The 26,073-nt window shown below is 38.1% G+C and carries 23 protein-coding genes, 2 pseudogenes and 1 riboswitch; of the genes and pseudogenes, 7 read left to right on the top strand and 18 right to left on the bottom strand.

Annotated features, from left to right (window positions below):
- Position 1: 1 nt before the first annotated feature.
- From RCG22_RS22825 to RCG22_RS22785, 9 genes are all read right to left on the bottom strand, one after another.
- Entirely contained in the window at positions 2-1,984 is a 1,983-nt protein-coding gene (locus RCG22_RS22825) for a heme lyase CcmF/NrfE family subunit (RefSeq protein WP_308104829.1), read from the bottom strand.
- Between the two features lie 25 nt (positions 1,985-2,009).
- Complete coding sequence (locus RCG22_RS22820) at positions 2,010-2,462, bottom strand: cytochrome c maturation protein CcmE (protein WP_308104828.1); 453 nt, start codon at positions 2,460-2,462, stop codon at positions 2,010-2,012.
- A 13-nt stretch (positions 2,463-2,475) separates the two neighbouring features.
- Complete coding sequence (locus RCG22_RS22815; RefSeq protein ID WP_098259491.1) at positions 2,476-3,528, bottom strand: hypothetical protein; 1,053 nt, start codon at positions 3,526-3,528, stop codon at positions 2,476-2,478.
- A gap of 321 nt (positions 3,529-3,849) precedes the next feature.
- On the bottom strand, positions 3,850-4,503 hold the full coding sequence (locus RCG22_RS22810) for a c-type cytochrome (RefSeq protein WP_308104827.1): 654 nt from the start codon (positions 4,501-4,503) through the stop codon (positions 3,850-3,852).
- Between the two features lie 10 nt (positions 4,504-4,513).
- Positions 4,514-4,963 (bottom strand): PCYCGC motif-containing (lipo)protein, encoded by a 450-nt coding sequence (locus RCG22_RS25470; RefSeq protein ID WP_335391348.1) that lies wholly within the window; start codon positions 4,961-4,963, stop codon positions 4,514-4,516.
- A 162-nt stretch (positions 4,964-5,125) separates the two neighbouring features.
- On the bottom strand, positions 5,126-5,623 hold the full coding sequence (locus RCG22_RS22800; RefSeq protein WP_098259494.1) for a DUF6803 family protein: 498 nt from the start codon (positions 5,621-5,623) through the stop codon (positions 5,126-5,128).
- 133 nt (positions 5,624-5,756) lie between these two features.
- A complete protein-coding gene (gene efp / locus RCG22_RS22795; RefSeq protein ID WP_066257534.1) occupies positions 5,757-6,314 on the bottom strand; it encodes an elongation factor P in 558 nt (185 codons plus the stop codon).
- A gap of 21 nt (positions 6,315-6,335) precedes the next feature.
- A complete protein-coding gene (locus RCG22_RS22790) occupies positions 6,336-7,397 on the bottom strand; it encodes a M24 family metallopeptidase (protein ID WP_308104826.1) in 1,062 nt (353 codons plus the stop codon).
- A gap of 78 nt (positions 7,398-7,475) precedes the next feature.
- Positions 7,476-7,973, bottom strand: a complete 498-nt coding sequence (locus tag RCG22_RS22785) for a YqhR family membrane protein (protein WP_098259496.1) — start codon at positions 7,971-7,973, stop codon at positions 7,476-7,478.
- A gap of 281 nt (positions 7,974-8,254) precedes the next feature.
- On the opposite strand from RCG22_RS22785, the gene RCG22_RS22780 reads away from it, so the two are divergent.
- Together RCG22_RS22780 and RCG22_RS22775 are read left to right on the top strand one after the other, a co-directional pair.
- Positions 8,255-9,199, top strand: a complete 945-nt coding sequence (locus RCG22_RS22780; RefSeq protein WP_308104825.1) for a DUF1385 domain-containing protein — start codon at positions 8,255-8,257, stop codon at positions 9,197-9,199.
- Positions 9,200-9,256: 57 nt separating this feature from the next.
- Positions 9,257-9,652 carry an SA1362 family protein gene (locus tag RCG22_RS22775; protein WP_308104824.1) on the top strand — a complete coding sequence of 132 codons (396 nt, stop codon included), beginning with the start codon at positions 9,257-9,259 and terminating at the stop codon, positions 9,650-9,652.
- 43 nt (positions 9,653-9,695) lie between these two features.
- On the opposite strand, the gene RCG22_RS22770 is transcribed toward RCG22_RS22775, so the two are convergent.
- The 6 genes and pseudogenes from RCG22_RS22770 to RCG22_RS22745 all read right to left on the bottom strand — a co-directional run bounded on the left by RCG22_RS22770 (position 9,696) and on the right by RCG22_RS22745 (position 16,268).
- Positions 9,696-10,580, bottom strand: coding sequence for a patatin-like phospholipase family protein (locus tag RCG22_RS22770; RefSeq protein WP_308104823.1), 885 nt, complete (start codon positions 10,578-10,580; stop codon positions 9,696-9,698).
- A gap of 162 nt (positions 10,581-10,742) precedes the next feature.
- Positions 10,743-11,195: a C40 family peptidase gene (locus RCG22_RS22765; RefSeq protein WP_176525416.1), complete on the bottom strand. Its 453-nt coding sequence runs from the start codon at positions 11,193-11,195 to the stop codon at positions 10,743-10,745.
- Between the two features lie 199 nt (positions 11,196-11,394).
- A pseudogene (locus RCG22_RS22760) lies at positions 11,395-11,997 on the bottom strand (hypothetical protein); the annotation flags it as partial.
- Between the two features lie 80 nt (positions 11,998-12,077).
- Positions 12,078-12,716 (bottom strand): HNH endonuclease, encoded by a 639-nt coding sequence (locus RCG22_RS22755; RefSeq protein WP_308104822.1) that lies wholly within the window; start codon positions 12,714-12,716, stop codon positions 12,078-12,080.
- A gap of 431 nt (positions 12,717-13,147) precedes the next feature.
- Positions 13,148-15,103 (bottom strand): annotated as a pseudogene (locus RCG22_RS22750) (vitamin B12-dependent ribonucleotide reductase); the annotation flags it as partial.
- 328 nt (positions 15,104-15,431) lie between these two features.
- Positions 15,432-16,268: a lipoate--protein ligase family protein gene (locus RCG22_RS22745; RefSeq protein ID WP_308104821.1), complete on the bottom strand. Its 837-nt coding sequence runs from the start codon at positions 16,266-16,268 to the stop codon at positions 15,432-15,434.
- A 192-nt stretch (positions 16,269-16,460) separates the two neighbouring features.
- Here RCG22_RS22745 and RCG22_RS22740 point away from each other — a divergent pair, with 192 nt between their 5' ends.
- The gene (locus RCG22_RS22740) at positions 16,461-16,844 is read left to right on the top strand and encodes a rhodanese-like domain-containing protein (protein WP_066257555.1); all 384 of its coding nucleotides are present in this window, start codon (positions 16,461-16,463) and stop codon (positions 16,842-16,844) included.
- A gap of 105 nt (positions 16,845-16,949) precedes the next feature.
- Here RCG22_RS22740 and gcvPB read toward each other — a convergent pair whose 3' ends face one another.
- The 3 genes from gcvPB to gcvT are packed head-to-tail and all read right to left on the bottom strand — an operon-like array spanning position 16,950 to position 20,874.
- Entirely contained in the window at positions 16,950-18,410 is a 1,461-nt protein-coding gene (gene gcvPB, locus RCG22_RS22735) for an aminomethyl-transferring glycine dehydrogenase subunit GcvPB (protein WP_308104820.1), read from the bottom strand.
- Positions 18,403-19,749, bottom strand: coding sequence for an aminomethyl-transferring glycine dehydrogenase subunit GcvPA (gene gcvPA, locus RCG22_RS22730; protein ID WP_308104819.1), 1,347 nt, complete (start codon positions 19,747-19,749; stop codon positions 18,403-18,405). The genes gcvPB and gcvPA overlap by 8 nt, the downstream gene beginning before the upstream one ends.
- A 21-nt stretch (positions 19,750-19,770) precedes the next feature.
- Complete coding sequence (gene gcvT, locus RCG22_RS22725; protein ID WP_308104818.1) at positions 19,771-20,874, bottom strand: glycine cleavage system aminomethyltransferase GcvT; 1,104 nt, start codon at positions 20,872-20,874, stop codon at positions 19,771-19,773.
- A 168-nt stretch (positions 20,875-21,042) separates the two neighbouring features.
- Positions 21,043-21,131, bottom strand: a riboswitch (glycine riboswitch).
- Positions 21,132-21,306: 175 nt separating this feature from the next.
- On the opposite strand from gcvT, the gene RCG22_RS22720 reads away from it, so the two are divergent.
- The 4 genes from RCG22_RS22720 to comGB all read left to right on the top strand — a co-directional run bounded on the left by RCG22_RS22720 (position 21,307) and on the right by comGB (position 26,037).
- Positions 21,307-22,995, top strand: a complete 1,689-nt coding sequence (locus RCG22_RS22720) for a DEAD/DEAH box helicase (protein WP_308104817.1) — start codon at positions 21,307-21,309, stop codon at positions 22,993-22,995.
- On the top strand, positions 22,973-23,764 hold the full coding sequence (locus RCG22_RS22715) for a YqhG family protein (RefSeq protein WP_308104816.1): 792 nt from the start codon (positions 22,973-22,975) through the stop codon (positions 23,762-23,764). The genes RCG22_RS22720 and RCG22_RS22715 overlap by 23 nt, the downstream gene beginning before the upstream one ends.
- 169 nt (positions 23,765-23,933) lie before the next feature.
- Complete coding sequence (gene comGA, locus RCG22_RS22710) at positions 23,934-25,019, top strand: competence type IV pilus ATPase ComGA (protein ID WP_308104815.1); 1,086 nt, start codon at positions 23,934-23,936, stop codon at positions 25,017-25,019.
- Entirely contained in the window at positions 24,985-26,037 is a 1,053-nt protein-coding gene (gene comGB, locus RCG22_RS22705; RefSeq protein ID WP_308104814.1) for a competence type IV pilus assembly protein ComGB, read from the top strand. The genes comGA and comGB overlap by 35 nt, the downstream gene beginning before the upstream one ends.
- The last annotated feature ends 36 nt before the right edge of the window (positions 26,038-26,073 follow it).

Raw genomic sequence — 26,073 nt, 5'->3', positions numbered from 1 at the left:
ATTAAGACACCTCTTTGCGTACTCCTGTGTATCTCGGAGTGACATTTCCATATTTTCCGTTCCAAACTGCGAAGAGGGCACCAATAACAATCATGAAGGAACCAATCCATAACCAGTTCATCATTGGATTTACTTTTACAACAAATGTTGCTTTACCGTCATCTTCCCATGCACTTAATACAATGTATAAGTCTTCCTTAAGTGAAGAAATAATTGCCACTTCGGAAGATGGCTGTTCCCAGTTACCATAAAACACCTTCTCAGGTTGATAAGTACCTAGTTTTTTACCGTTTCTAAAAACTGTTACATCGGCATAGACGATATCGTTGATACCTTCTTTTTTCTGATCAAGTCGTTCATAGTTGATTCGATAATCTTGCAATTCAATCGACTGCCCTAAACTAACTGTTTTCATTGTTTGTAAATCATAATTCTGTGAACCAATAATCCCCATTGTAATGAAGGCAATTCCAAGGTGAACGATGTACCCGCCATACCTGCGGCGGTTTCGAATCATTAAGCGATAAAGTGCCACAAATGGCGTTTCTTTCGTCATCTTTCTTCTAGCTTTTACCCCTCTATAAAACTCTAAGAAGTGGGTGATTAATAATAGAATGATTACTCCGTAACCAATGACCGCCCATGCCTTTTGAATTCCTAACACGACCATCAAAATCATACCAAGAACGGCAAGGATTGCAGGGATCATGAAGTTTTTCCTAAGATTTTTCACGGTGGATTTCTGCCAAGCAAGCATTGGACAAACTGCCATTACAAACATCATAGATAATAGAATTGGTGCTTCCACTTTATTAAAGAATGGCAATCCAACCGTTACTTTAGTACCGCGAACTGCTTCAGATACTAACGGGAAGATTGTTCCCCAAAATACAGCAAAGGCTGCTCCAACTAGTAGTAAATTGTTAACTAAGAAACTACTTTCTTTGGAAACGAAGGAATTGAATTCCCCAGCACTGCGTTTTAGCAGATTGTAACGGCTCATTAACACATAAAGTGCTCCAATTACTGCCACACCCATAAAGATTAAGAAGTATAATCCCAGGTTTGAATTCGCAAAGGCATGGACAGAAGTCAAGACGCCGCTTCGCACTAAGAATGTACCGAATAAGGTAAGTGCGTATGAAACAATGATTAAGCTGATATTCCAAATTTTCAACATGTTTTTCCGCTCTTGAATCATGACGGAATGTAAGAACGCAGTTGCGGTTAACCATGGCATAAATGAGGCATTTTCAACTGGATCCCATGCCCAGTAACCACCCCAGCCAAGTTCAACATATGCCCATTGACCGCCAAAGATATTTCCAAGGCTTAAAAATAACCAAGCAATTATTGTCCAACGTCTTGTCATTTTAATCCAGAAATCATCTACATTTTTTAAGATAAGTGCCGCCATTGCAAAAGCAAATGGAATGGCAAGCCCCACATATCCAAGATAAAGTGTGACAGGATGAATAATCATTCCTGGATTTTGCAGCATTGGATTTAATCCTTTTCCTTCTATTGGAATTTCATTTAATAGAATGAAAGGTTTCGCCACAAAACCTAGAATAAAGAAGAAGAAAACCGCATTTGCAAGTAAAATTGCAGAAATATATGGCACCATCGGATTGCCTTTTAACTTCCTTGAAAAAGCAATCATACATGAATAAACCGTTAGGAAGAAGGTCCACAATAACAACGAACCAGCGTTACCAGCCCATAATGCAGTTAACTTATATATAACTGGCAATTCACTACTTGTGTAATCATGAACATATTCATATTGAAATTGAGAAGTTGCTAACAGGTAGAACAAGGTTAGCATTGCAAATGATGAGCAGACTAATAATGCTATTAATCCGCCCTTTCCACTGTTAACAAACTTTTGATTTTTTGTGCTAATCCCCAATGTGATTATGAGGAGAGAATAAATTGCAACGGCTAAGCCTATATAAATTGTCGCATTGGCAAATAAATACATTTCGTCACCTTCTTAAGTTAGCCTGTTATTTTTCTTGCGGTGTTTTATTTAACTTATCTTTATGTGTCGCAGGATCATAATCTTTCATATCTTTTCCTTCATATTTAGATGGACATCTTGTTTTAACTGTTTCAGCAACAAATGTATCCTTTTCGGTTGGAGCCCCTTGGAGAATAGTTATTACACCTTCTGCAAAGTTATCTGGCTTAGTCCCATGATGTATAACATGCATTAGATTACCGTCATTATCTTTAACATCAAATTTCAATTCAATTTTGTCTGGATTCCATTTAATTGAATCCTCAATTAATAACCCCTCTACAGTAACAAAATCATCTTTATGCTGATTCTGTGTTGCGATAAGCTCTTTCAAGGTTAACTCTACACCACTTGACCCCGGAGTTGCTGCCATCAGAAGGAAAACAATAGCCCCTGCAATAATAAACCCGCCTAGCATGATAATCGTATTTTTTTTCATTCTTCTCACCTCATTAGATTAATTTTTTCATTTCTTCATCGTACATTTCTTGGTCTATCTTTCCAGTTAATAGTTTTTTCCGCAGCTCCTTCTTCTCATCAGAATTTGCTGCTTTGCTGTCTTTTTTAACTGTTGAAGTTGTTTTCTTTGGTTGTTTTTTATTTTGTTTGGTACTCTTAGCTGAGGATTGAGTATTCCCTTTTAACCCTAGGAAGACAAATAGTCCAGCAATGATAATCGCTATTCCGATGATCGATGCACCACCCAGTCCAATAATTGGCTGCTTTGTAGATTTGGTGGCTGCTCCGTTTTTAACAACTTGGTCTGTTGCACTTACACCACTATGATTTTCATCATTTGGCGGTTGCTTTTTATTAATAGCTTCCATTGTTGATTCCGTGCCATCTTTTTTATATGAGAAGGAGTACTTTAAGCCCGCATTTGCCTTTACATTTTTGTATTGGTAGTAATATAGCTCTTCTCCGTATTCATTCTTCGAATTGTTTTCTGCTTTTGGCTCAATTTTTATTTCTTTAGCATCCATTGGGGCATAGAAGATAACATCTAAAATCCCGATGTCAGCTTTATTTTTAAGTTCATATGTAAAGGCCTTGTTGTCCTTTACGTCAATTGACTTAGTATAATACTCAATTACAAATTCGTAGGTTTCATTATTCTTAATCGCCTTGGCTGGCTTCCATGTTATGATTCCGTTTTCTTTATCGACATCATATGGGCGCTGAACTTCAGGCTTATCTTTTTCTGGGAATTCTGCTACCAAGAAGGCCTCAAAGCCTTTTTCCGATGCTGGTACAGGAATTTCAATCTTTCCATTATAATCTTGACCACTTTTATTGGTAATCGTTCCATATTGACCCACTAACAAGGATGGGGTTTCTCGCGACCAACCTTCAGGATAATCAAACTCTGGCATTACTTGAACTTGCATCTCCTTAAAAGGAAATTTTTCCGCCTGAAAGGCTGTTTCAGCACTAGCTTTTGGGATGATGAAATTCGTTAAGAATGATCCGATTACGAATAATGCCAACAACTTATTTTTAAGCATTTTAATCCTCCTTGACTTGAAAAACTTATATCTAGTAAGTACTATTTTTCACTATAGTCCTCTTAGAAATAAATATAATCGTTATCCGCCCTTATTTGTTGAATCACTCTTGAACATTTTGTTAAAGGATTAAAATCGTTGCGTTTTTGTCAAAAATCCACCACAGAATGTTCACAATTAAAAAATAGTCAAAAAACTTATTTTGAAATCCTTCCCTTACTGTGTTTATGGCTCTTGACATAGCTGATTTTTCCATCTGTTATTAATGCGCAAAAAAACCTGAATCCATTGAAAGATTCAGGCCCTCATGTTGTATTCAATTTATTTCTTCTCCAAAGATCGAATATAGGTAACAATATCGGTAATATCCTTTTCTTTGAGCTGCCGTACACCTTCAAGACCCTTTAACGAAGAACCCATTCGTGTTTCTTCACGACCGTATGCCGCACCAATCCATATTTGCTTATCAGTTGTATATTTAAGGTATTGTGGACTAGCGAGAGCGGTTCCCATTTTATCCTTACCCGCCCCTGCTTCGCCATGACAGTTTAGACAATATAAATTATATTGTGCTTTTCCATTTTCAGGATCGCCTGAAAATGTTTTTGGTGCATCTAACTTGATTTCTTCTGACTGCCAATCTCTAATAAAAGCAACGAGATTTTTTAAATCTTTATCGGACATTCTTGGACCGTAAGCAGGCATGACTGTGCCTTCTCTACCATATTTCACATAGTTATACAGGTCTTTATCGGATACGGAACTTAAAAAATTCTGACTGCTTAAAGCTGTCCCAGTTTTTGAGCCTTCTCCTTTTCCTGTATCCCCGTGACAAAATATACAATTCTTATTAAAAATTTTTTCACCTGCCGCAATAGCTTCTGTTTTCTTACTATCGAATATATTGCTATTACTTAAACAAACAATAATTCCAATAATAATCAAAATATAAAATCCGATTAGTATTTTTTTCATGGGTTACCCCTTACTTCGGTTCAGGTGTTGGGGTTGGTTCCCCAATATCTTCATATTTTCTTGTTAATAAATCATAAATTTTCGCAGGGCTTTTTCCATCAAGATGCATTTCAACCGCCTCCCGGGCGATATTGATACAAGTATCTCAGGCTATACCATGCGCATCCCATTCTTCAACAGCATTTTCTGGTCCCATTCCTTTGATGAAACAATCAAGGTTACTTTTATGACCATCATTTACACAACCACAATAGCAAGGAACCTGCGCAACTACCTCTGGGTAAGTTGCAGCCATAACATACGTTTCTTGAATTTTTTCTGATGTATTTAGAACAAAATCAGGCAGTGGCGAATGTTTTTTATCAAGTTTCCAACTTTGATCACTGAGTTTCGAACTGCAGCCAGCGGCCACAATGACAAACAAAATGCCAAGGAACAAGAGAGATGTAATTCGCTTCATTATCTGTGCACCCCTTCCTTTAATTTTTTCTACTACTTCAGTTTAGCAAAAAGAAATTAGCCAATAAGTAACTAATTCTTACTATTTAGTGAAGTTTTAAGTAAGCTCTAGTGACATATTGGCTAAAATCCCCCTGCAGTTGGCAAAGAAATTGGATTTGAACTACATATTCATCATATCATGGCTAGAACTGGAGCCTGTTCCTAGCGCAGGATCGATCATTCCAAAAATCATAGCAATATGTGCCACCACTAGGAAAATACTAACAAAAATTGCATGTATTTTTAACCTTTCTTCTTCTGTTTTATTTCTATAAATAAGACCTAAATCAAGCAGAGCCATGCCAAGGAATGGGATAATTCCTAGCAAATAGAAAGTTACTGCGACAACATCAATCCAGCCCTTCCACTCTCCGTTTACTGTCAGTGGGATGTAAGCAGTTTTCATTAAGTAAATGAATATTCCTGTAAAATAAAAGCCAGCAAATATGCCTGTTACTTTATTCAATTTTTTCAAAGCACCGTCTAATTTTCTTGTAAATAGTATCGCTATTTCCGAAATAGCTAGGATTTCAGCACAAATTACTGGTACGGCCATAAAGATTAACAAATTCCAAGGCTGATTGTCGGCAAGTAATCCCATATAATGTGTCATATTCATATTTATCTTCTCCTTTATTTTTTCTACACACTCAATATATTGAAAAAGTGTGCAGAAACTTAGGAGAAACTATGGAGATTTTGTTAAAAAAGCCTTAATCCGACAAAATTCGGATTAAGGCTTTTGAAATTGATTATGCACGCGATACGTATGAACTATCGGTAGTGTTGATGATTAACTTATCACCTTGGTTGATGAAGAACGGAACCTGAACATGAAGACCTGTTTCAAGCGTAGCTGACTTCGTTCCGCCGGAAGAGGTATCCCCTTTAATTCCCGGTTCTGTTTCAGCCACCTCTAAGATTACATTGTTAGGTAATTCAACTCCAAGAGTTTCATAATTAAACATCATAATTTGAACTTCCATATTTTCTTTCAAGAATTTTAATTCATATTCAATGCTTGAAGCAGGAAGTTCTACTTGCTCGTAAGATTCCATATCCATAAACACATGATTATCACCACTAGCATAAAGATATTGCATTTTACGGTTATCAATTTGAGCCTTTTCTACTTTTTCACCAGCACGGAAGGTTTTTTCTTGAATTGCTCCATTACGAAGGTTACGAAGTTTGGAACGAACAAAAGCTGCTCCCTTACCAGGCTTTACGTGTTGGAAGTCAAGGACACGCCATAGCCCGCCATCAACTTCAATTGTTAATCCTGTTTTAAAATCATTAACAGATATCATAATAAAATCCTCCTAAAATCATTACAGTATAATTAGTTCTTTTGTAGAATGTGTGAGTGCTTCATTAAGTTCATTCGTAATCAATGTATCATCTTCAATCCGAACGCCACCAAGACCTGGGATATAAATACCTGGTTCGCATGTTACCACCATTCCAGGTTCTAAGATGATATCAGACTTCTTGGATAATCCAGGACCCTCATGTACTTCAAGGCCGATCCCATGTCCTGTCGAATGACCGAAGTATTCACCATATCCTTTTTCTGTTATGTAGTCTCGCGTTATTGCATCTGCTTGCTTACCTGTTAAACCTGGTTTAATCCCAGCCATTCCACGTACTTGGGCTTCAAGTACCACATCATAAATTTCTCTAAGCTTTGCGTCAGGTTCTCCGACAGCAACTGTTCTTGTAATATCTGAAACATATCCATTGTAATAACAGCCATAGTCCATTGTTACAATGTCACCTATTTCAATAACTTTGTCACTTGCCACACCATGTGGAAGAGCAGAGCGATAACCCGAAGCAACAATTGTATCGAATGAAGAGGAAGTAGCGCCAGCTCTCCTCATAAAGAATTCTAATTCATTGGATACTTCTAATTCTGTTTTTCCTGGACGAATGAAGTCTAAAATATGTTTAAATGCAGCATCAGCAATATCAGCTGCTACCTTTAATATCTTAATCTCTGCATCTGTCTTTATCAAGCGTAACTTTTCAATTACGCCGGAAAACGGAACAAGTTCAGCTTCAACTTCTTTATCATATACTTTAAAGGAGGCGTAGGATAGAAAATCTTCTTCAAATCCAAGCTTTTGAACTCCTAGATTTTTCACTTGTATTGCTACCTCTTCAGGAATCGTTCCTGAAGTTTTAATTATTTCAAAACCTTGGCATTGTTTAGTCGCTTGTTCAATATAGCGGAAATCTGTAAGAAAAAGTGCCTTTTCAGCGCTAATTAATACGGCGCCGGCAGTGCCGGTAAAGTTTGAAATATAGCGTCGATTAAATGGGCTAGTGATTAAAATCCCATCAATACCTAGTGTCGCAAAATTAGATCTTAATTTTTCTATTTTTTCCATTGCTCTCCACTCTCCTTTTCAAATCCAATGAGGACAAAATTATTTTATCATAACCTGCCTAATCCGACTATTCGAAACTTAGGTAGCTTCCTCATTCTCTTGTTCATTAGTATTTTGATACTCATAATTTATGGAATAACCAATAAAGATTCCATATACGATATAAATACAAACAGATGTAATGAGTGTATCTCTGTTCAAATCAAAAATTGGTTTCATACCTGGAAAAAGTGGGTTTAAAACAAAGAAGACCACCAAAAACAATAAAATGCCATAACCCATTCCAAACCAAAACCCGGTGAATTTTCTAAGCACAGCATAATAAATAAACGCTGCAACTACTGAACATATTCCAATTAATATGATGGAAATGAGTGTACCCAGCCATTCGTACTTCCAATTCCCTAGTGCCCATGGTTCAAGAATGACATTTGGACGAATCTCTGTAAAACTTAAGTAGGAAGCCAAGCAGCCAATCAATCCCCAAAACAATCCTCCAAATAACCCTGTCCAAAATACCATTACTGGAAAAGACATAGCTACAGGATAATTTCCCGGATTATGCTCTTTCATCATAGCAACAACCTCCATCTATTTTCTGTAATTCAGGAAGGAACTTTAATGTTATATTTTCTTGTTATTCTACCCCAGACTTAGCAACATTTATGGCCATAGTAAAATTCATTTTTATTATGCCCTCTTGATTTCAATCCCTTACGTGGTAAAAAAACTTTTTAAATGGAAATATTATGTCATTCCTAGAGGTTTTTTCGTTTTTCTAGTAGAATATAATTAAGTACATACAGATTTTTCTTTTCAGCTGATGTGCAACTATAGATTAGGTTGGTGTAAAGTATATGTCCAATTCTCAAAAACCCGTTTATGGCGGCCAGGCGGTTGTCGAAGGAGTTATGTTTGGCGGAAAACATCATTATGTTACCGCGGTACGCAGAAAGGATCAATCTGTTGAATATTTTCATTTGCCTCGGAAGGCAAATCCTTATTTTACAATTCTAAAAAAAATCCCTTTTCTTCGGGGGATTATCGCTATTATTGAGTCAAGTGCAAATGGATCAAAACATTTAAACTTCTCAACGGAAAGATTTGATATCGATCCAAAAGAAGATGAAATCATAAAAGAAAAAGAAGTCTCTAAATTGACCATGTATCTTGGTGTAGCCGCCATTGGTGTTATTTCATTCTTATTTGGAAAATTTGCTTTTACGCTGATTCCTGTGTTCCTTGCTGTTTTGACAAAACCAATTTTCCCTTCTGATTTTGCTCAAGTGTTAGTGGAAGGCTTTTTTAAACTGATTTTATTAATAACCTATATTTATTTTGTCTCACTTACTCCATTGATAAAAAGAGTGTTTCAATTTCACGGTGCTGAACATAAAGTAATTAATACTTTTGAAGCCGGAGTCGAATTATCGGTTGAAAATGTGCAGGCTCATTCCCGTCTCCATTACCGCTGTGGAAGTAGTTTCATCCTTTTTACAGTCGTTGTTGGTGTTTTTGTTTATATGCTGGTTCCCACATCCCCACTTTGGTTACGGATTGTTGACCGGCTTCTCCTTATACCTGTTGTGCTGGGAATCGCGTTTGAAGTTTTGCAGGTAACAAACAAACTAAGAGATGTTCCAGTGTTGAAGTATTTAGGTCTCCCGGGACTTTGGCTTCAACTATTAACAACAAAGGAACCACAAAATGATCAAGTAGAAGTGGCAATACTATCTTTTAACGAATTATTAAGAAGAGAGAAAGAATCTGAGTACTCTGTTAAAAGTGAAGAAATTGTCTAAATTTTTGTATTAAAGTGTTTAAAAGATTTAAAAAATGCTTAAGATGCTCTTAGGGAGGTGGCTTTCTTGAAAAATCGGACATTTGTTAATGTTGTTGTTGGGGGACTTATCATTCTTGCTTTACTTGGCCTTGTTGGTACATTTACAGCTAATCCTGCCGGTTTCATTCAGAGAATAGCTGTCATCGCATTGATTGTTTTAGCTGTTTATCTCCTTGTGAGAAAGTTTTCCAAATCAAGCCCTCAGAAAAAAGAGCAGCGTGCATTTCTTAAGGCCGCCAAAAAATCAAAAAAACGATTACAGCATAAGAGTGGAGACGGGACTGTAAAGACCTCCTCTCTTGGGACTCTTGCATCATTAAAGAAAAGCAACAAGACAAAAAAGAAATCTCCTGCTCATTTAACCGTTATCGACGGCAAAAAGGGTAAAAAGAAAAATCGAGCGTCTTTATAAGCGCTCGATTTTTTCATGTAAACTTTTATATGTGGCTAACGAATTAATATCCCCATGTTTTCAAAAATTGTTTTGCTTTCTCTCGGCCTAAATCGTAAAGGGCACGTTTCCTTTCCTCTGTCAAACCAAATTCAGTGGATAAAAAACCTTCAGTGGGGATAAAGATGATATTCTTAACATGTTTTTTTGAAATGTACCTCGAATCGTGGGCATCCTTCATGGTTTCAAAAAGGGCTCCAAAAAGTTGAATCGCGTTCTTTATTTTATGTTTTTCACGTTCATACTCACTTGAGCTTAATTTAATACCCAGAACAGGTCTTACTTTTTGTGCATTATCCCTGTCAAATAGCCACATGGGAAAATTACTTAGTACTCCGCCATCAACTAAAATATTGATACCGTCCCTTGAGTGGATTTTAACAGGTTCAAAGAAATAGGGGATACTGCAGCTAATTCTAATTGCTTTTGCAATCGGGAAGGAGCCGGGCGAAATTCCATATTTCGGTAGATCATCAGGAAAAACGATCATTTGGCCATTCGAAAGGTCCGATCCAATCACTCGAAGTGCATGTGGGGGCAAATCCGCGAAGGTCTTTAATCCCTTGGCTTCAAGTTTTTCACAAAGCCATTTTTCAAGCATATTGCCTTTATAAAGCCCTAACTTCCAATAGACAAACAACCATTTTGCAAAGGGAAAGGGAATAATTGTTTTACGTGCATCCATAAGTTTTGAAAGATCAATTTCGTCAATCAACTGGTAGATTTCTTTACTTGTGTAGCCGGCAGCAATTAATGCGGCAACGATCGACCCTGCACTCGTTCCAGCCACCCTTGCAAATCGTAATCCTTTGTTTTCTATTTCTTCGCACGCTCCAATCAACGCAAACCCTTTTATTCCTCCCCCAGAAAACACGCCGTCTATATACATAGCAGCCACTCCTAAAGATGAACTCATTTTTACATCTTTAAGCAGTTTTTATTATAAATAGTACAGTGGACAAGAAGAAAATTTATTACAAGTAAAAAGGACACCGCTCTTAAACGATGTCCCTTCCTTAGTTGCCGATATTGAAACCGCTTAACTTTTTCGTTAAAAACGTTTGGCACCAATAAATCTTGGTTTCCAATAACTGTTGCTTGTATAAGCAATTGAAACACCTTTTGAAGATGAAGACTGAATCATTTTTCCGCCACCTATGTATATGGCAACATGACTAGGTCTGCTTGCTTTATTTTGTGAAAAGAACATTAAATCTCCAGTTCTCAAAGATTTCACACGGTATCCCTTGTTGTAGAACATTTCAGCTGCCGTCCGTGGCAATACTTTGCCAGCCTTGCCGAAAGAATACTTCACTAAACCAGAGCAATCAAATCCACTGGGTGTTAATCCACCCCATCGATATGGTACGCCGAGATTTGCTTTTGCTACTGAGATTGCTTTTGTATGGTAATAGGCCGCTTCCGCTTTATCACCCATAGTGGTAAACAATGAACTTAGAATAATTGTCATAGCCATCATAGCTGTCATGATTTTTTTCAACATCTTGTTTAATCCCCCTGTGTGCTTCGATACTATTAATATACAAAAAAAGCATAACACCGAAGTAACAGGTAGATTACAGTTATATTACAAATTTCGACTTTATTTTAAGAAAACTAGCATTAAATGGAGGATTATGTATCTTTAGGGAAAGAATATTAACAAAAAAAGGGGGATTTTCTCCCCCTCTAAGTAAAACGTATTACAGACCACATTTTAATTGGGCACCACAGTTTGTACATGTATTGCAGCCACCCATTTCTTTTACCTTTCCAGTTCGGCAGACTGGGCAAGTATTACCTACTTCAGAACCGATTGTTACACTTGTTGAGCGAAGTTCACTGATGGTATCAACAAGAACCACATGCTGCTTCGGTTTTTCATTAAAAATTGATAATTGTTCAGTGGAATTTTCTTCTGCTTTAAGTGTTAGCACCTGAGAATCGCGTGAACCATCAACATAAACAGTTCCACCCTTTGCACCGCCGCGATATAAACGCTGGTATACCTTTTCAACCTGCTCTACGCTATACCCTTTTGGTGCATTGACGGTTTTACTAATGGAGCTATCAATCCAGCGCTGGATGACACATTGAACATCCGCATGTGCATCCGTCGAAAGTTCCATCGATGAAATAAACCAATTTGGAAGATTGTTTGGATCTGCTTCTGGATGCTTTTCTAGATATTCTTTTACAATATCCGCTTTTACTTCGATAAATTTACCGAGACGTCCGCTTCGGAAGTAAGAGAATGAGAAATAAGGCTCTAATCCGGTGGAGACGCCAACCATTGTTCCAGTACTCACTTTTGTTACTCTCTATTATAGAGGGCGGGGTTATTAGTACCCGCTCCATATGTCGCCATATGGGTCAGACTATATCATCAACCATTTTTTGAATGTCTTTTTCGATGACAAGGATATTCACAGAGACAAGTAAGGTTTGATAGTTCATTCGCTTTTTCCCAATCTCCTTTAAAATTGCGAAAAGGGATTATATGATGAACGGATAGTTCTTTACCGTATTGTTCTTCTGTAATTCCACAATTTTGACAAGTGAATTGATCTCGTTCCCTAGCTAGTCTTCTTTGACATAACCAATTTGGTCCATAATAGCCAATATCTCCACCGTTCCAAGTACCACTATTTTCACCAGAAAACATTTTATTTTCACTATAATATTTTCCCATACATGCTATAGAACAAAAATTTAATGGTCGGATAGTAGAAGGTTTTTTTTCAAAACCTTTACCACAATTACTACACGTAACTAAGGTTTGATTTTTATATAAAATTTTTCCCCTTATACCATTAGATTTACCAAGACACTGTCTAGAACAAAATTTTGCTGAATTTTCTCTATTCCTTGGTACACTAAATTTTACTTCACAATAAGCACACTCAATTTCAATTTGATCTTTTAAATGTTGGTTAATCAGATGACCATTTTGAATTTGATATGCTTGTTTGCATTTCTGGTTACAAAAGTTTGTTTTAAATATTATAGATGGTTTTCTTAGCAAAATTTTCCTACAAAAATCACACTCCACTTTTTTCTTCTTTGAAAGTTCCTTTCAGAAATCGGGAGGGTTATTTTTATGAAAAGTGGATTTGCATTGGCGGGAACAAAATTTTTTCCTTTCAAAATTACTTGGTTTTACCTTAATTTCCTTGTCACAGTTAAGACATTTCTTAATCATAGTAAACCTCCGAACTGTTTTCTTTTAGTATAAAACAGAACGAATGTTCTTTCAATTAATATGGTTGCTCAGCATGTAGTCGTTGAGGGGTCAGCCACGACTTCCCTGCGGATTGTCTGGTAGGCTTTCGCCAACACTCTTACCTTTTTACCTATTGAAAGTTGGCAAGACAAGGTAGTAAGAGATACGCCAGGGTTTCCCGCATATAGCTAAGTTTACGCAGCGCTCTTACGAACACTGGGGGCAATTGCTTTACCCGTCGGAGCAACAGTTAGTAAATGCGAATTTCTAATACCACTTTCTAAAATAGATTCGCGGATATCTTCAGGCATTTTCTTCATATATCCTGTATCGATGAATGCTTGTCGTAATCGATTGGTTTCATTTGGTGTACCACCAGACAAGAATGGGAAGCTCCCCTTCTCTTTTGCCAATTCAATTGAAGTTCTGTATGCAGTTGTTGCAATGATTTCAAATACTTGGTCAACGAGTTTGTTACCTTCCGGTGAGCCATATTCCGTTTCACAATAAATCAGCATGTCATGCAAGCCCATTACTCCAAGCCCTACACGTCGTTCACCAAGAGCCTGCTTTTTATTTTCTTCTAGGAAGTATGGTGTAGCATTAATAACGTTATCCTGCATCCTTACTCCTACTGCTACTGTTTTCTTAAGCTTTTCAAAGTCAACTTGTCTTGTTTCCTTATCGGCCATCTCCGCGAGATTAACAGCTGCAAGGTTACAGACGGAAAATGGTGCAAGTGGTTGTTCTCCACATGGGTTTGTTGCGACGACTTGTTGTCCATAAGCTTTTGCATTCGTCATGTCGTTGGCATTATCGATAAAAAATATTCCCGGTTCTGCTGAGTAGGTAGCACAAATATTGATTAGGTTCCAAAGTTCTTTCGCTTTGAACTTTTTATATACCCGTACTTTATGTCCAAGTTTTTCCCACTCACGGACATCACCAACTTTATGCCATTCCTCATTATAAACTTTCATTTCCTCTTGATTGTATCGTTCAACATATGGGAAACGAAGTTCATAATCACTATCAGTTTCTACCGCTTCCATAAATTCTTTTGTTAGACAGACAGAAATGTTTGCACCTGTAAGGAACTCAGAATTATGAACAGTGTAATTGCCACCCGTTAATAACTTTTCTTCTGCATCTGCAATGATGTTTGCATCAAAGCCACCGAAGCCAGGAATATTTTTATAATTAACAATTCCTTGGTACATTGCCGTTTCTCTTAATGTTAAAGGAGTAAACTTTAACTTATCTTTAGCAAGTTTTTTTATTGTTTCATCATTTGTATTTTCAATTAAGAATCGAAGAATTCTAGGATTTTGCATCTTTGAAATAATAAATTCAATAATGTCTGGATGCCAGTCAGCCAACATAATCATCTGAGCTCCACGTCTTGATCCGCCTTGCTCAACCAAATGCGTCAACTTCGCGATATCATCCAACCATGAAACAGAACCCGATGATTTACCATTCACGCCTCTAGCTAGTGTATTACGCGGTCTCAAAGTTGAGCCATTTGTACCAACTCCGCCTCCGCGGCTCATAATCTCCATAACTTGTTTACGATGGTCAGAGATCCCTTCACGTGAGTCTGGGACGAAAGGCATAACATAGCAATTGAAGTAAGTAACATCCGTATCTGCCCCTGCACCGTATAGAACACGTCCTGCTGGAATGAAATTCATGTTAACAAGCTCTTGATAAAACCGCTCTGTCCATTCTCTTCGCTTCTCTTCCGTCTCTTCGACCGAAGCAAGACCAGTTGCATTCCGCTTCGCGATTTGCTCGTAGAAGATCTCCAAAGGCTTTTCAATGACATCTAATGACCTGTCTATCACACCAGTACTAGCTTCTTCAGGATCATCGAGCACTCCCCTGAATTCCTCTTCTACTAAAACTTTCGCTCTTTTCTTTTCCCAGTCGATTTCCTTGATATATCCAAGGCCACGTGCTGGAAATTTGGGATCCTCTTTAATAGTCAAAACAACAAAGTCGCCGTTAGTAAGAGTAATTTTTGCAGTATCTTTAAAAGTATAGCGGTCTAACATGACCAAACGGGAAACACCCTTGTGAGTTATTTTCATATCTGGGGTAACCGGATGTACCTGAGGGTATAAGTGAATATCCTCATTCAACCTTTCAAAATCAATATTCATTGCTTGTCTAAAAACTACAGACATCAGAACAACTCCTTTATTATTAAATCTACCTATTGTGCTAAATCTAGCAGATTTGAGCTATATCTAGTTGGTTTGTATTGTTAGGTTATCATAGCACACCCGAGAAAATCAATATGTAGTACCGAAAATATTTTCGACACCACTATATATTGTATTTAGAACCATTACTAATCATTTTGTCAAACGCAAAAAATAATAGAATTAAAAGTAAACCAAAGCTATTAGATGATTTTCGGCATAATTCAGGAAAATTCAACAAAATTCGCAGGTTGCTTCTTTATATTTATAGTTTTAACAAGAAAAAAAGCGACGGATCCGCCGCTTCAGACTATCTCTTAAAATTCCATTCATCACTTTCATAGCGCTCTTTTGCAATTTTTTCAACGTATGCAAGTTCTTCCTGCGTTAATTGATAAGGCTCCAAGTCAATATTTAGACCTTCCGCAAAGCCTTTATAAAAAGCTTCCTTTGCTTCCTCAAGTGATATTTCCCTTGGACTAATATCATTAATGGCAACGGCTTTATCCTTAAAAGCTTTTCTCATTCGTTCCTTAACTCTTTCACTCGGATATTTAAATAAACTAAAGAGCTTATCTTCATCTAGATCTAGCAGAATAGAGCCGTGCTGTAGGATGACCCCCTTTTGCCTTGTTTGTGCGCTGCCGGCAACCTTCCTGCCTTCCACCACTAGTTCATACCAGCTTGGAGCGTCAAAACAAACTGCAGAGCGAGGGTTTTTTAATGCCTCCCTATCTTCTGCTGTTTTTGGGACAGCAAAATATGCTTCAAGTCCCAAATGATGAAATCCTTTTAAAATCCCTTCAGAAATAACCCGATACGCCTCTGTCACCGAATTAGGCATTTCGGGGTGTTCTTCAGAAACGATGACACTATAGGTAAGCTCGTGTTCATGGAGAACCCCACGTCCTCCTGTAGGTCTTCTGACAAAACCAAGTTGATGAGCCTTGACCGCGTCCATATCAATTTCCTTCTCAACCTTTTGAAAATATCCCACCGACAGAGTTGCCGGATCCCAACCATAGAATCGAATCACTGGAGGAATTTTCCCTTCACTATGCCAATCGAGTAACGCTTCATCTAAGGCCATATTAAAAGATGGTGAACTATTTCCAGTATCAATAAAACGCCAAACTTCTTTTTTCATTATAAAACCTCATTTTTTTATAATTATTTCGTGTTTAAGTCTACCAAAATCTGATATGGATTCAAAATAAGATGTTTCTGCTATAATTAATAACGTAATTTGAAAAGTTTTTTTGCATTCATCTTTATCTTTATAGGATAGACTTATATAATAAATATTAGTGCAGCATAGCTTGAAAGGGGCAAAAAGAAGTTGAATTCACTTTATCCATTATTAATCATCATCGTCGCAGTTATCATTTATTCCGTTTTCACTTTTTTCTATCAGAAAAGGATTGTTAAAACGGTAACAGAAGAAGAGTTCCGTGCAGGTTACAGAAAGGCACAACTAATAGATGTTCGTGAAGCAAACGAATTCGAAGGCGGCCATATTTTAGGAGCACGTAATATCCCAATGTCACAAATGAAAATGCGTATGAAAGAAATTCGTTCCGATATGCCGGTATATCTCTATTGCCAAAGTGGAATGCGCAGTGGACGCGCAGCCCAGTTCTTACACAGAAAAGGCTATAGAGAACTAACCCAGCTTCAAGGCGGGTTTAAAAAATGGTCCGGTAAAGTTAAAACGAAGAAATAAGAAAATCTTTAAGGCACCGGATTTCGGCGCCTTTTTTTATTTTGAATAAATTGTTTCGCAAAAAGAGAGGTCAGATTCGATTTATGAATCTGACCTTTCCGTTTATTAAGCTTGTTGATATTTCAAAACTGGTTTCCGCGCTGCTTTTGTTTCGTCCATACGGCCGACCACAGTCGTATGCGGTGCTTCTTGAACGATTTCTGGATTTTCCTCAGCCTCTTTTGCAATTTGGATCATGATATCGACGAACGAGTCCAAGGTCTCTTTAGATTCAGTTTCAGTCGGTTCGATCATAATGCACTCTTCCACATTTAATGGGAAGTAAATGGTTGGCGGATGGTAGCCAAAATCAAGCAGACGTTTCGCAATATCCAAGGTGCGAACCCCTAGTTTCTTCTGGCGTCTGCCGCTAAGGACAAATTCATGCTTACAATGTCTGTCAAATGGCAGATCATAATATTCAGCAAGCCTTCTCATCATATAGTTCGCATTTAATACAGCATACTCTGTTACCGCTTTTAGGCCATCTGGACCCATCGAGCGAATATATGTGTAGGCACGAACGTTGATTCCGAAGTTTCCGTAGTATGGCTTCACGCGGCCAATTGACTGCGGGCGATCATTATCAAGGACAAACTCTTCTCCCCGTTTTGCGATAATCGGTTTTGGCAGGAATGGAATTAAATCTGCTTTCACACCAACTGGTCCAGAACCAGGTCCACCGCCACCGTGTGGGCCTGTGAAGGTTTTATGAAGATTTAAGTGAACCACATCAAAGCCCATATCTCCTGGTCTAGCTTTTGAAAGAACGGCGTTTAAATTTGCACCATCATAATAAAGTTTTCCGCCAGCTCCATGAACAATTTCAGCCAATTCAAGTATGTTTTCTTCAAATAAACCAAGCGTATTCGGGTTAGTTAACATTAATGCCGCAGTATCTTCCCCAACAACGCGTCTTAAATCTTCAAGATCGACCAGACCATGCTCATTGGACTTAACCGTTATGGTTTCAAAACCTGCAATCGTAGCTGAAGCAGGGTTCGTACCATGAGCAGAATCCGGCACGATTACTTTTGTCCGGTTCATATCACCGTTAGCCTCATGGTAGGCACGGATCATCATTAACCCAGTCCATTCCCCATGGGCACCTGCTGCTGGCTGAAGGGTCACTTCATCCATTCCTGTAATTTCGATTAAATGCTCCTGCAGATCGTATAAAAGCTCAAGGGCACCTTGAACAGAGCTTTCGTCTTGAAGCGGATGGACATGAGCAAATCCGTTAAAGCGCGCTACATTTTCATTGATTTTCGGATTATATTTCATCGTACAAGAGCCTAGAGGATAGAATCCATTATCAACACCATGATTTCTATTCGAAAGTGCCGTGTAGTGGCGCATAATATCAAGCTCCGAAACTTCAGGAAGTTCCGGCTCTTCTGCACGAAGATAACCGTCAGGAAGAAGGGCGCTTAGATCTAGTTCTGGTACATCCATTTCTGGCAGACTGTAGCCGATGCGTCCTGGTGTACTAAGTTCAAAAATGAGTGCCTGGTCTTGATTATGCATGCAAATCCCCCAATTCTTTCACTAGAGTATCAATTTCTTCCTTCGATCTTTGTTCTGTTACAGCAATCAGCATATGGTTTGCCAGTTCTGAATAATCACGGCCTAAATCATAGCCCCCGATTATTCCCTTTTGTAAAAGCATTTGGTTGATTTCTTTAACAGGTTTATTTAATTTCACAACAAATTCGTTAAATGAATGACCGTCATACACTACTTCAAAGCCAGCTTCCTTAAATGCATTTTTTGCATAGTAGGCCTTTTGTAAGTTAGCAGCAGCCATCTCACCTACACCTTTTTTACCAAGTGCTGTCATTGCAACTGATGCGGCTAGGGCATTTAATGCCTGATTCGAGCAAATATTTGAGGTCGCTTTATCACGACGAATATGTTGTTCACGCGCCTGCAGTGTTAATACAAACCCACGACGGCCTTGATCATCGGTTGTCTCACCGACAAGTCGGCCAGGAACCTTACGAATTAACTTGTTTGTTACTGCAAAAAAGCCACAATGCGGTCCGCCAAAGGCAGTTGCAATTCCAAACGGCTGTGCATCACCAATAACAATATCAGCACCAAATTTACCTGGAGGTGTTAAAACACCAAGGGATAATGGATTGCTAGAGACAACAAACATTGATTTATTGGCATGAATGATTTCCTCAAGTTCTTTTAACGGCTCAATTCGCCCAAAGAAGTTTGGATATTGGACGATAACGGCTGCAACATCCTCGTTAACGAGCCCTTTTAATGTCTCAAGATCAGTAACTCCATCTTTAACCGGTACTTCAACGACAGTAAGGTTCTGACCTTTTGCATAGGTTTTAAGAACATCGCGTGCTTCAGGGTGTACGGCATCGGATACTACAATTGTTTTTCGTTTCGTATGCCCTGCACTAAGCATCGCTGCTTCAGCAAGTGCAGTTCCGCCATCATACATTGAAGAGTTTGCAACATCCATTCCAGTTAATTCACAAATCATCGTTTGGAATTCAAAGATTGCTTGAAGTTCTCCTTGGGAGATCTCCGGCTGATAAGGTGTATAGGCTGTATAAAATTCTGACCTAGAAATAACATGGTCGACAATCACTGGCATGTAATGGTCATAAACACCTGCGCCTAAAAAAGATACATTACTTTTCAGGTCAGCGTTCCGACTAGCCATATTAAAAAGCTCTTTCATCAGGGCTGTTTCAGACTTTGCGGCCTTTATATTATACTCACCCTTAAATCTTACTTTTTCAGGGATATCGCTAAACAGTTCATCAATTGAGGAAACACCAATTGCCTCAAGCATAGCCTTCTTATCTTGTTCAGTCATGGGTAAATAGCGATGTTTCATAAACCTAACTCCCTTCATGTTTTACTGTTCTCTTTTATAAAAAGGTGTTGGAACTACTATAGCCTTTAAGCGTTTGCCACGAATTTCGATCTCTACCTCGGATTCAAGGCCCGTATATTCTACATTTATAAGGGCAAGACCAATATTCCTCTTTAAGCTTGGTGATTGTGTACCAGTTGTAACCTCTCCAATTAATTGATCACCTATATAAACAGGGTATCCATGACGAGGAATCCCGCGGTCTATCATTTCGATACCTACTAATTTTCTGGTTAGGCCCTGTTCTTTTTGTTGGATTAACGCATCTTTCCCGATAAAATCATTTTCTTTCTTTAATTTCACAGCGAAGCCAATTCCTGCTTCTAGTGGTGAAATTTCAGCTGATAGTTCCTGCCCATAAAGAGCTAAAACCGCTTCAAAGCGAAGGGTATCGCGTGCCCCTAATCCACATGGAATCACTCCATCTTCTTGACCTGCAGTTAAAATGTCTCTCCAAAGGTCGACAGCATCCTCAGCATTGCAATAGACTTCAAAGCCATCTTCACCGGTATAACCCGTTCTGGATACAAGTGCCTTTTTCCCATTTAGGTTTACCTCTTGTTGGAACTTGAAAAAGCCAATTCCACTTAGATCAGTCTCTCCTGCAAGCTTTTGCAGGACTTTTTCTGCAAGAGGTCCCTGGATAGCCAGTTGAGCGGTTTTTTCTGATAAGTTCTCTAAAGTGACATCGCCGGTTAAATGGTCTTCAAGCCATTTGTAATCTTTTTCAATATTTGATGCATTGACCACTAAAAGGTAATGATTGTCTTCAATCTTATATACCAGTAGGTCATCGACAGTTCCGCCATTTTCATAACACATGGCAGTGTACTGCGCACCTCCATTTTTTATTTTAGAAATATCATTCGTCATCATTTTTTGTAAAAATGTTAAGCTATCAGAGCCTTTTACTTCTACTTCACCCATATGGGAAACATCAAATAATCCTGCACTTGTTCGAACAGCTTCATGCTCTTCTTTGATGCTTGAGAATTGGACCGGTAGTGCCCAACCTCCGAAATCAATCGTTTTTCCTCCCCATTCCTTATACACTTCAAAAAGCGGTGTTCGTTTTAATTCAGACATCCTTAATCCCCCTTCAATCTTTGGCACATGTTATACGATGGGTAACATAAAAAGGACAGAAACCTCCTATGTAACGTAAGAAGGTCTCTGTCCTTGCACCTGAAAGTTTACCTAAAAAGGCTTTCCCCTTTGGTGGCTGCTTAAAATTAGCAGCGCTCTCCAGAGCTGCGTCAAACAAGAGTTCTTTTGCCTGAGAGATTCACATTTTCTGCTTGCTCCTTCGGCGCTACATAGGTAGTCTCTCCCCTTGTTATCATTCGCATTATAATATTATCCAAAGTGGTCATACTAATTATACTAATAAAATAAATTACCTTATTAAAATATTTTAAACATTAAAGCTATTATCATCCTACCATTAACAGAATACATTGAGCAATAACTTTATTAGAAAATTATAAAGCAGAGGATTGTACAAAAGGAGTTGGAACCATGTCGATCGAAATTGAATTTGATTCCTCCTGGAAGGATGATTTTTTACATAGAATTGAAAACGATGGTCCATGGGGTAATTGGGAGCTTTTTAAACTAGCTATTAATGTTGAAAAACATCTCGTCATTCCGGATTTCAAGGGTCTATTGGCACCTGGTCATTTACCCAATCTAACCCCCCTCCCACACCAGCTTGAAACAGCTAAACAAGTCATTGAAAACATGAATGGGAAAGCCATACTTGCTGATGAAGTAGGACTTGGTAAAACGATTGAGGCCGGGTTAATACTTAAAGAATATATGATTCGCGGCTTGGTGAAAAAGGTATTAATTCTTGTCCCTGCTTCTTTAGTTACTCAATGGTCGATGGAGTTGAATAGCAAATTTTTTATTCCTGCTATCTCACAAAGGAAAAGCTATGTTTGGGAACAGTGTGATGTCGTCGTATCGTCGATTGATACAGCCAAACGAAATCCACATCGAGACATAATTTTCAAGCAAGATTATGACCTTATAATCATCGATGAAGCACATAAACTTAAAAATAATAAAACAAAAAACTACGAATTTGTTCAAAATCTAAAAAAGAAATTTTGTTTACTTCTAACAGCCACTCCGATTCAGAACCGGGTCGAAGAAATATTTAATCTGGTTTCATTGTTAAAACCTGGTCATCTAGGGAGCGAAACTGCCTTTTTTGAAAAGTACAAGCGTGATGCACGGTCATTAAATGACAATGAGCATTTGAAAGAATTAGTTAACAAGGTAATGATTCGAAATCGACGTGCTGATACAGGAATTGAGTGGACGAAGAGACATGTAGAAACCATTCCGATTGAATGTACCACAGAGGAGAAAGATCTTTATGAGTCAATCACTGATTTGAAAAGTGAAGGGAATTGGGTCCAGACTAGTTCATTCTCCGTAATGACATTACAGCGTGAGGCATGCAGCAGCAGAGAGGCAGTTTTTTACACGTTAAAAAATATGCTTCAAAAAAAGGAAAATCCAACTCCTGCATTCGAAGAACAAATTCAATATTTAATAAAAAAGGTCGAAGCTGTCCAGAAAAATTCGAAAGCGGAAAAGGCATTAGAATTAATTCAAAAAGTGAATGATAAGGTGATTATTTTTACTGAATATCGGGCCACGCAAATGTACCTTCAATGGTATTTAAAACAACATGGAATATCATCTGTCCCCTTTCGAGGCGGCTTTAAGCGAGGGAAAAAGGACTGGATGAGAGAATTATTCCAAAAGCATGCACAAGTCCTCATTGCAACAGAAGCAGGCGGCGAAGGAATTAACCTTCAATTTTGCAACCATATTATTAACTTTGATTTGCCCTGGAACCCAATGCGGCTAGAACAGCGAATTGGACGAATCCATCGTTTAGGCCAGGAAAAGGATGTCATGATTTATAATTTTGCGATAAAAAATACGGTCGAAGAACATATTTTAAAGCTTCTATATGAAAAAATTCATTTATTTGAAAAGGTTATCGGCGAGCTCGATGATATTTTAACAAAGTTGGAATTTGGCAATATTGAAGATCATTTAATCGATATTTTTGGACAATCCGCTTCAGAAGGTGAAATGCGCATAAAAATGGAGAATTTATCATCGATGATCGAATTTGCAGAGGACATGAAGAAAGGAGAATCCCATGCAGCAGCAGGAAATTCATAACTTTCTATTGAACTACTTTCAGGCCAATGATTGTACGATTGTGGCAAATGGTCCTGGATATTTAACCGTTCAGTTGACAGTAGAACTTGACAAAGAATTAATGAACCGGCCTTTTTACTGGCACTATTTAGAAAAAATAGGCGGAGTTCCCAACCCAATGAAATTAACCTTTATCACGAATCAAGATGCTGCTCCTGAAAATATGAAAGGGGAAATCATCCATTTTGGTTCCCCTCGACTTCATCAAATTTTTGCATCGACAAAAAACTTAGCCAGTTATATCCGGCTGTATGAAAATCATCGGAATCAAAACAAGCAAACTCCCTTACTTCCTTGGCTTTGCCTAAATGTTAAGATTTCTTATCAATGTGACCGTAAGCGGGATATTTTTAAATCAATCGGCTTACAGCTCATTAACGGAAAAATGGTTGAGGATTTCCATGACAGGCTGCTTGAAATACAGTTAACACCAAAAATACCTGACTATTCCTTTACGTTGTCACCTTTAGTGAAACCTCAAAGCGGAATGACAAGAATTGAAACCTATCTTACATCCGTGATTGAGAAGGAAGATCACACTTGGTCTCTCGAGGCTAGAGAGCGTTGGGATCAGGATTTACGCCTTTTACATCACTTTTACGAAGATATAGAAGATGAAAATGAAAACTATGAGACCGAAAAAATAGCCTTAAAAGAACAATACGAACCTAAAATAAACATATCCTTCATCAATGGAGGCCTCTTTTATCTAACCGAAAAAGCACTATAAGGGAAAGGGTGTCAGGCACCATGTGAAATTTTCACATGGTGCCTGACACCCTTTTGTGACAACTTTTTGACACCAAATATATTATTTGCCGAAAAAGATAAGTTTTTGCGTGAATAAAAAAGGAAACGGTAGAAACCTGTCGAATTTTATTCCAAGTAAAAATAAAAAGGTGGTGGTACCTATTGTTAGCGAGATAGAAATTTTAGCAAATCGAATCATTACAGATGCAGCACGGAACCAGGCAACAGATATTCACATTATCCCTAGGAAGAAAGACACGCTCGTCCAAATCCGATTAACCAACAAGCTCATACCTCGACTATCCCTTCCAAAAGATGAATGCGACAGATTAATCTCACATTTTAAATTCACAGCCAATATGGATATCGGAGAAAGAAGACGACCACAAAGTGGAGCTTTTTTTTGCGAAGTCGACGGAAATTTAATGGGTCTCAGACTTTCCACTCTCCCTTCTAATAACAGAGAGAGCCTTGTCATTAGGCTGTTACCACAGCAAGAACAGATACCTTTTCACCAACTTTCACTTTTCCCATCAATGACCCGAAAACTACTCGCTCTTCTCAAACATGCTCATGGTTTAATTATCTTCACCGGGCCAACAGGCTCGGGCAAAACCACAACACTCTATTCTTTATTAAACGAAACTGCCCACTTATTTCATCGTAATGTTATCACACTCGAAGATCCCATTGAAAAAAACTATGACTCCGTCTTGCAAATTCAAGTGAATGAAAAAGCAGGCGTAACTTATGCAGCCGGATTGAAGGCGATTCTTCGTCATGACCCTGACATTATTATGGTGGGTGAAATAAGAGATGCTGAAACAGCAAAAATTGCCGTTAGAGCAGCATTAACAGGGCACTTAGTGCTTTCGACGATGCATACCCGTGATTCTAAGGGTGCGGTTTATCGACTGCATGAGTTTGGGGTCAATTGGTTAGAGGTCGAGCAGACGCTCATTGCGATAACCGCTCAAAGGCTAGTTGAACTAACCTGCCCCTTTTGTGAAGGAGATTGTTCACCTATTTGTTATTCCTACGGCAGATGGAAACGCGCCAGTGTGTTTGAACTTTTATCAGGAAGAAATTTACATGCAGTAATGAAAGCTGCCCAAGGAGAACAAATTGAGATACGTTACCGCGTGTTAAAGGATGTAATTAATAAAGGCATTGCCCTTGGGTATATTCAAGAATCTGAATTTGAACGTTTGGTGTATGATGATGAATCGTCATAAATGGACTGTGAATGAACAAGCTCATTTCCTGAGAAGAACTGGTGAACTATTAGCAAGGGGGTATCCAATTGCCTTAGCAATTGAATCCATAGCATTACAATTATCAACAAAACGTAAGGAGGAGTTAAATGGGTGTTTAGATGAGTTGAAAAAAGGTTTACCGTTTCATGATGCTTTAAATAATCTTGGTTTCCACAAAGACTTAGTTGGTTATGTCTATTTTGCCGAGCAGCACGGCAGCTTTGCAGATGCTTTGTTAGAAGGAAGTGATCTTGCCCTATTAAAAGATAAAGATTTACAAAAATTACTCAAGTTGCTTCAATATCCAATGATACTTTTGGTTATCACAGGATTTCTATTTATTTTTATAGAAAATACTTTACTTCCAAGGTTTACAACCCTTTTTTCATCACTTGGACTGGAAGCAAATTTTTTCACGAATGTCATTTACTCTTTTGATCATTACTTCCCAATTGTTATCGGTGCCTTACTTCTTACACTAGCGATGGGAGCAGTTTATTACTTTCTATTTTTCCGAAAACTCTCCGTCCTTAAGCAAAGGTCTCTACTTGTTCGAATCCCTTTTGTTGGCAGGATCCTCAAGCTACTGTTTACCCACTACTTTTCCATTCAACTAAGCTTCCTCTTATCCGGTGGATTATCAGTTTCAGAAGCCCTATTACTATTTGAACAGAATCATAGACATCCTTTTTATAGTCACTTAGCTAATCAAATAAAAAGTAAGTTAATGACCGGAGAAAAATTGGAGACTATCTTAGCATCCCTATCATTTTTTGAAAAGGAATTTCCGATGATTGTAAAACATGGCCAAGAAAATGGAAAATTGGAGCAGGAATTACTATTTTTTAGTAAGCATTGTGTTACCAACATGGAGGAAATGATAGAAAAACGTTTAAAAGCCATTCAGCCAGTTCTTTACCTTTTTATTGGATTTATGGTGGTTTCTATGTATTTGGCTATTCTTTTACCTATGTTTCACTTATTAGATGGAATCTAATAAAGCGCAAGCGCCCGTTTAGCGGCGTATGGACTG

The sequence above is a fragment of the Neobacillus nitrireducens genome, assembly GCF_030915405.1.
In the GTDB taxonomy this organism is placed as follows: Bacteria; Bacillota; Bacilli; order Bacillales; family Cytobacillaceae; genus Neobacillus.
This window is presented reverse-complemented; position numbering and strand designations above follow the sequence as displayed.

What these genes read in the sequence shown, in the direction of transcription:
- RCG22_RS22825 (WP_308104829.1), bottom strand. Translation starts at nt 1,984, where the DNA reads ATGTATTTATTTGCCAATGCGACAATTTATATAGGCTTAGCCGTTGCA.
- RCG22_RS22820 (WP_308104828.1), bottom strand. Translation starts at nt 2,462, where the DNA reads ATGAAAAAAAATACGATTATCATGCTAGGCGGGTTTATTATTGCAGGG.
- RCG22_RS22815 (WP_098259491.1), bottom strand. Translation starts at nt 3,528, where the DNA reads ATGCTTAAAAATAAGTTGTTGGCATTATTCGTAATCGGATCATTCTTA.
- RCG22_RS22810 (WP_308104827.1), bottom strand. Translation starts at nt 4,503, where the DNA reads ATGAAAAAAATACTAATCGGATTTTATATTTTGATTATTATTGGAATT.
- RCG22_RS22800 (WP_098259494.1), bottom strand. Translation starts at nt 5,623, where the DNA reads ATGAATATGACACATTATATGGGATTACTTGCCGACAATCAGCCTTGG.
- efp (WP_066257534.1), bottom strand. Translation starts at nt 6,314, where the DNA reads ATGATATCTGTTAATGATTTTAAAACAGGATTAACAATTGAAGTTGAT.
- RCG22_RS22790 (WP_308104826.1), bottom strand. Translation starts at nt 7,397, where the DNA reads ATGGAAAAAATAGAAAAATTAAGATCTAATTTTGCGACACTAGGTATT.
- RCG22_RS22785 (WP_098259496.1), bottom strand. Translation starts at nt 7,973, where the DNA reads ATGATGAAAGAGCATAATCCGGGAAATTATCCTGTAGCTATGTCTTTT.
- RCG22_RS22780 (WP_308104825.1), top strand. Translation starts at nt 8,255, where the DNA reads ATGTCCAATTCTCAAAAACCCGTTTATGGCGGCCAGGCGGTTGTCGAA.
- RCG22_RS22770 (WP_308104823.1), bottom strand. Translation starts at nt 10,580, where the DNA reads ATGTATATAGACGGCGTGTTTTCTGGGGGAGGAATAAAAGGGTTTGCG.
- RCG22_RS22765 (WP_176525416.1), bottom strand. Translation starts at nt 11,195, where the DNA reads ATGTTGAAAAAAATCATGACAGCTATGATGGCTATGACAATTATTCTA.
- RCG22_RS22745 (WP_308104821.1), bottom strand. Translation starts at nt 16,268, where the DNA reads ATGAAAAAAGAAGTTTGGCGTTTTATTGATACTGGAAATAGTTCACCA.
- gcvPB (WP_308104820.1), bottom strand. Translation starts at nt 18,410, where the DNA reads ATGCATAATCAAGACCAGGCACTCATTTTTGAACTTAGTACACCAGGA.
- gcvPA (WP_308104819.1), bottom strand. Translation starts at nt 19,749, where the DNA reads ATGAAACATCGCTATTTACCCATGACTGAACAAGATAAGAAGGCTATG.
- gcvT (WP_308104818.1), bottom strand. Translation starts at nt 20,874, where the DNA reads ATGTCTGAATTAAAACGAACACCGCTTTTTGAAGTGTATAAGGAATGG.
- RCG22_RS22720 (WP_308104817.1), top strand. Translation starts at nt 21,307, where the DNA reads ATGTCGATCGAAATTGAATTTGATTCCTCCTGGAAGGATGATTTTTTA.
- RCG22_RS22715 (WP_308104816.1), top strand. Translation starts at nt 22,973, where the DNA reads ATGCAGCAGCAGGAAATTCATAACTTTCTATTGAACTACTTTCAGGCC.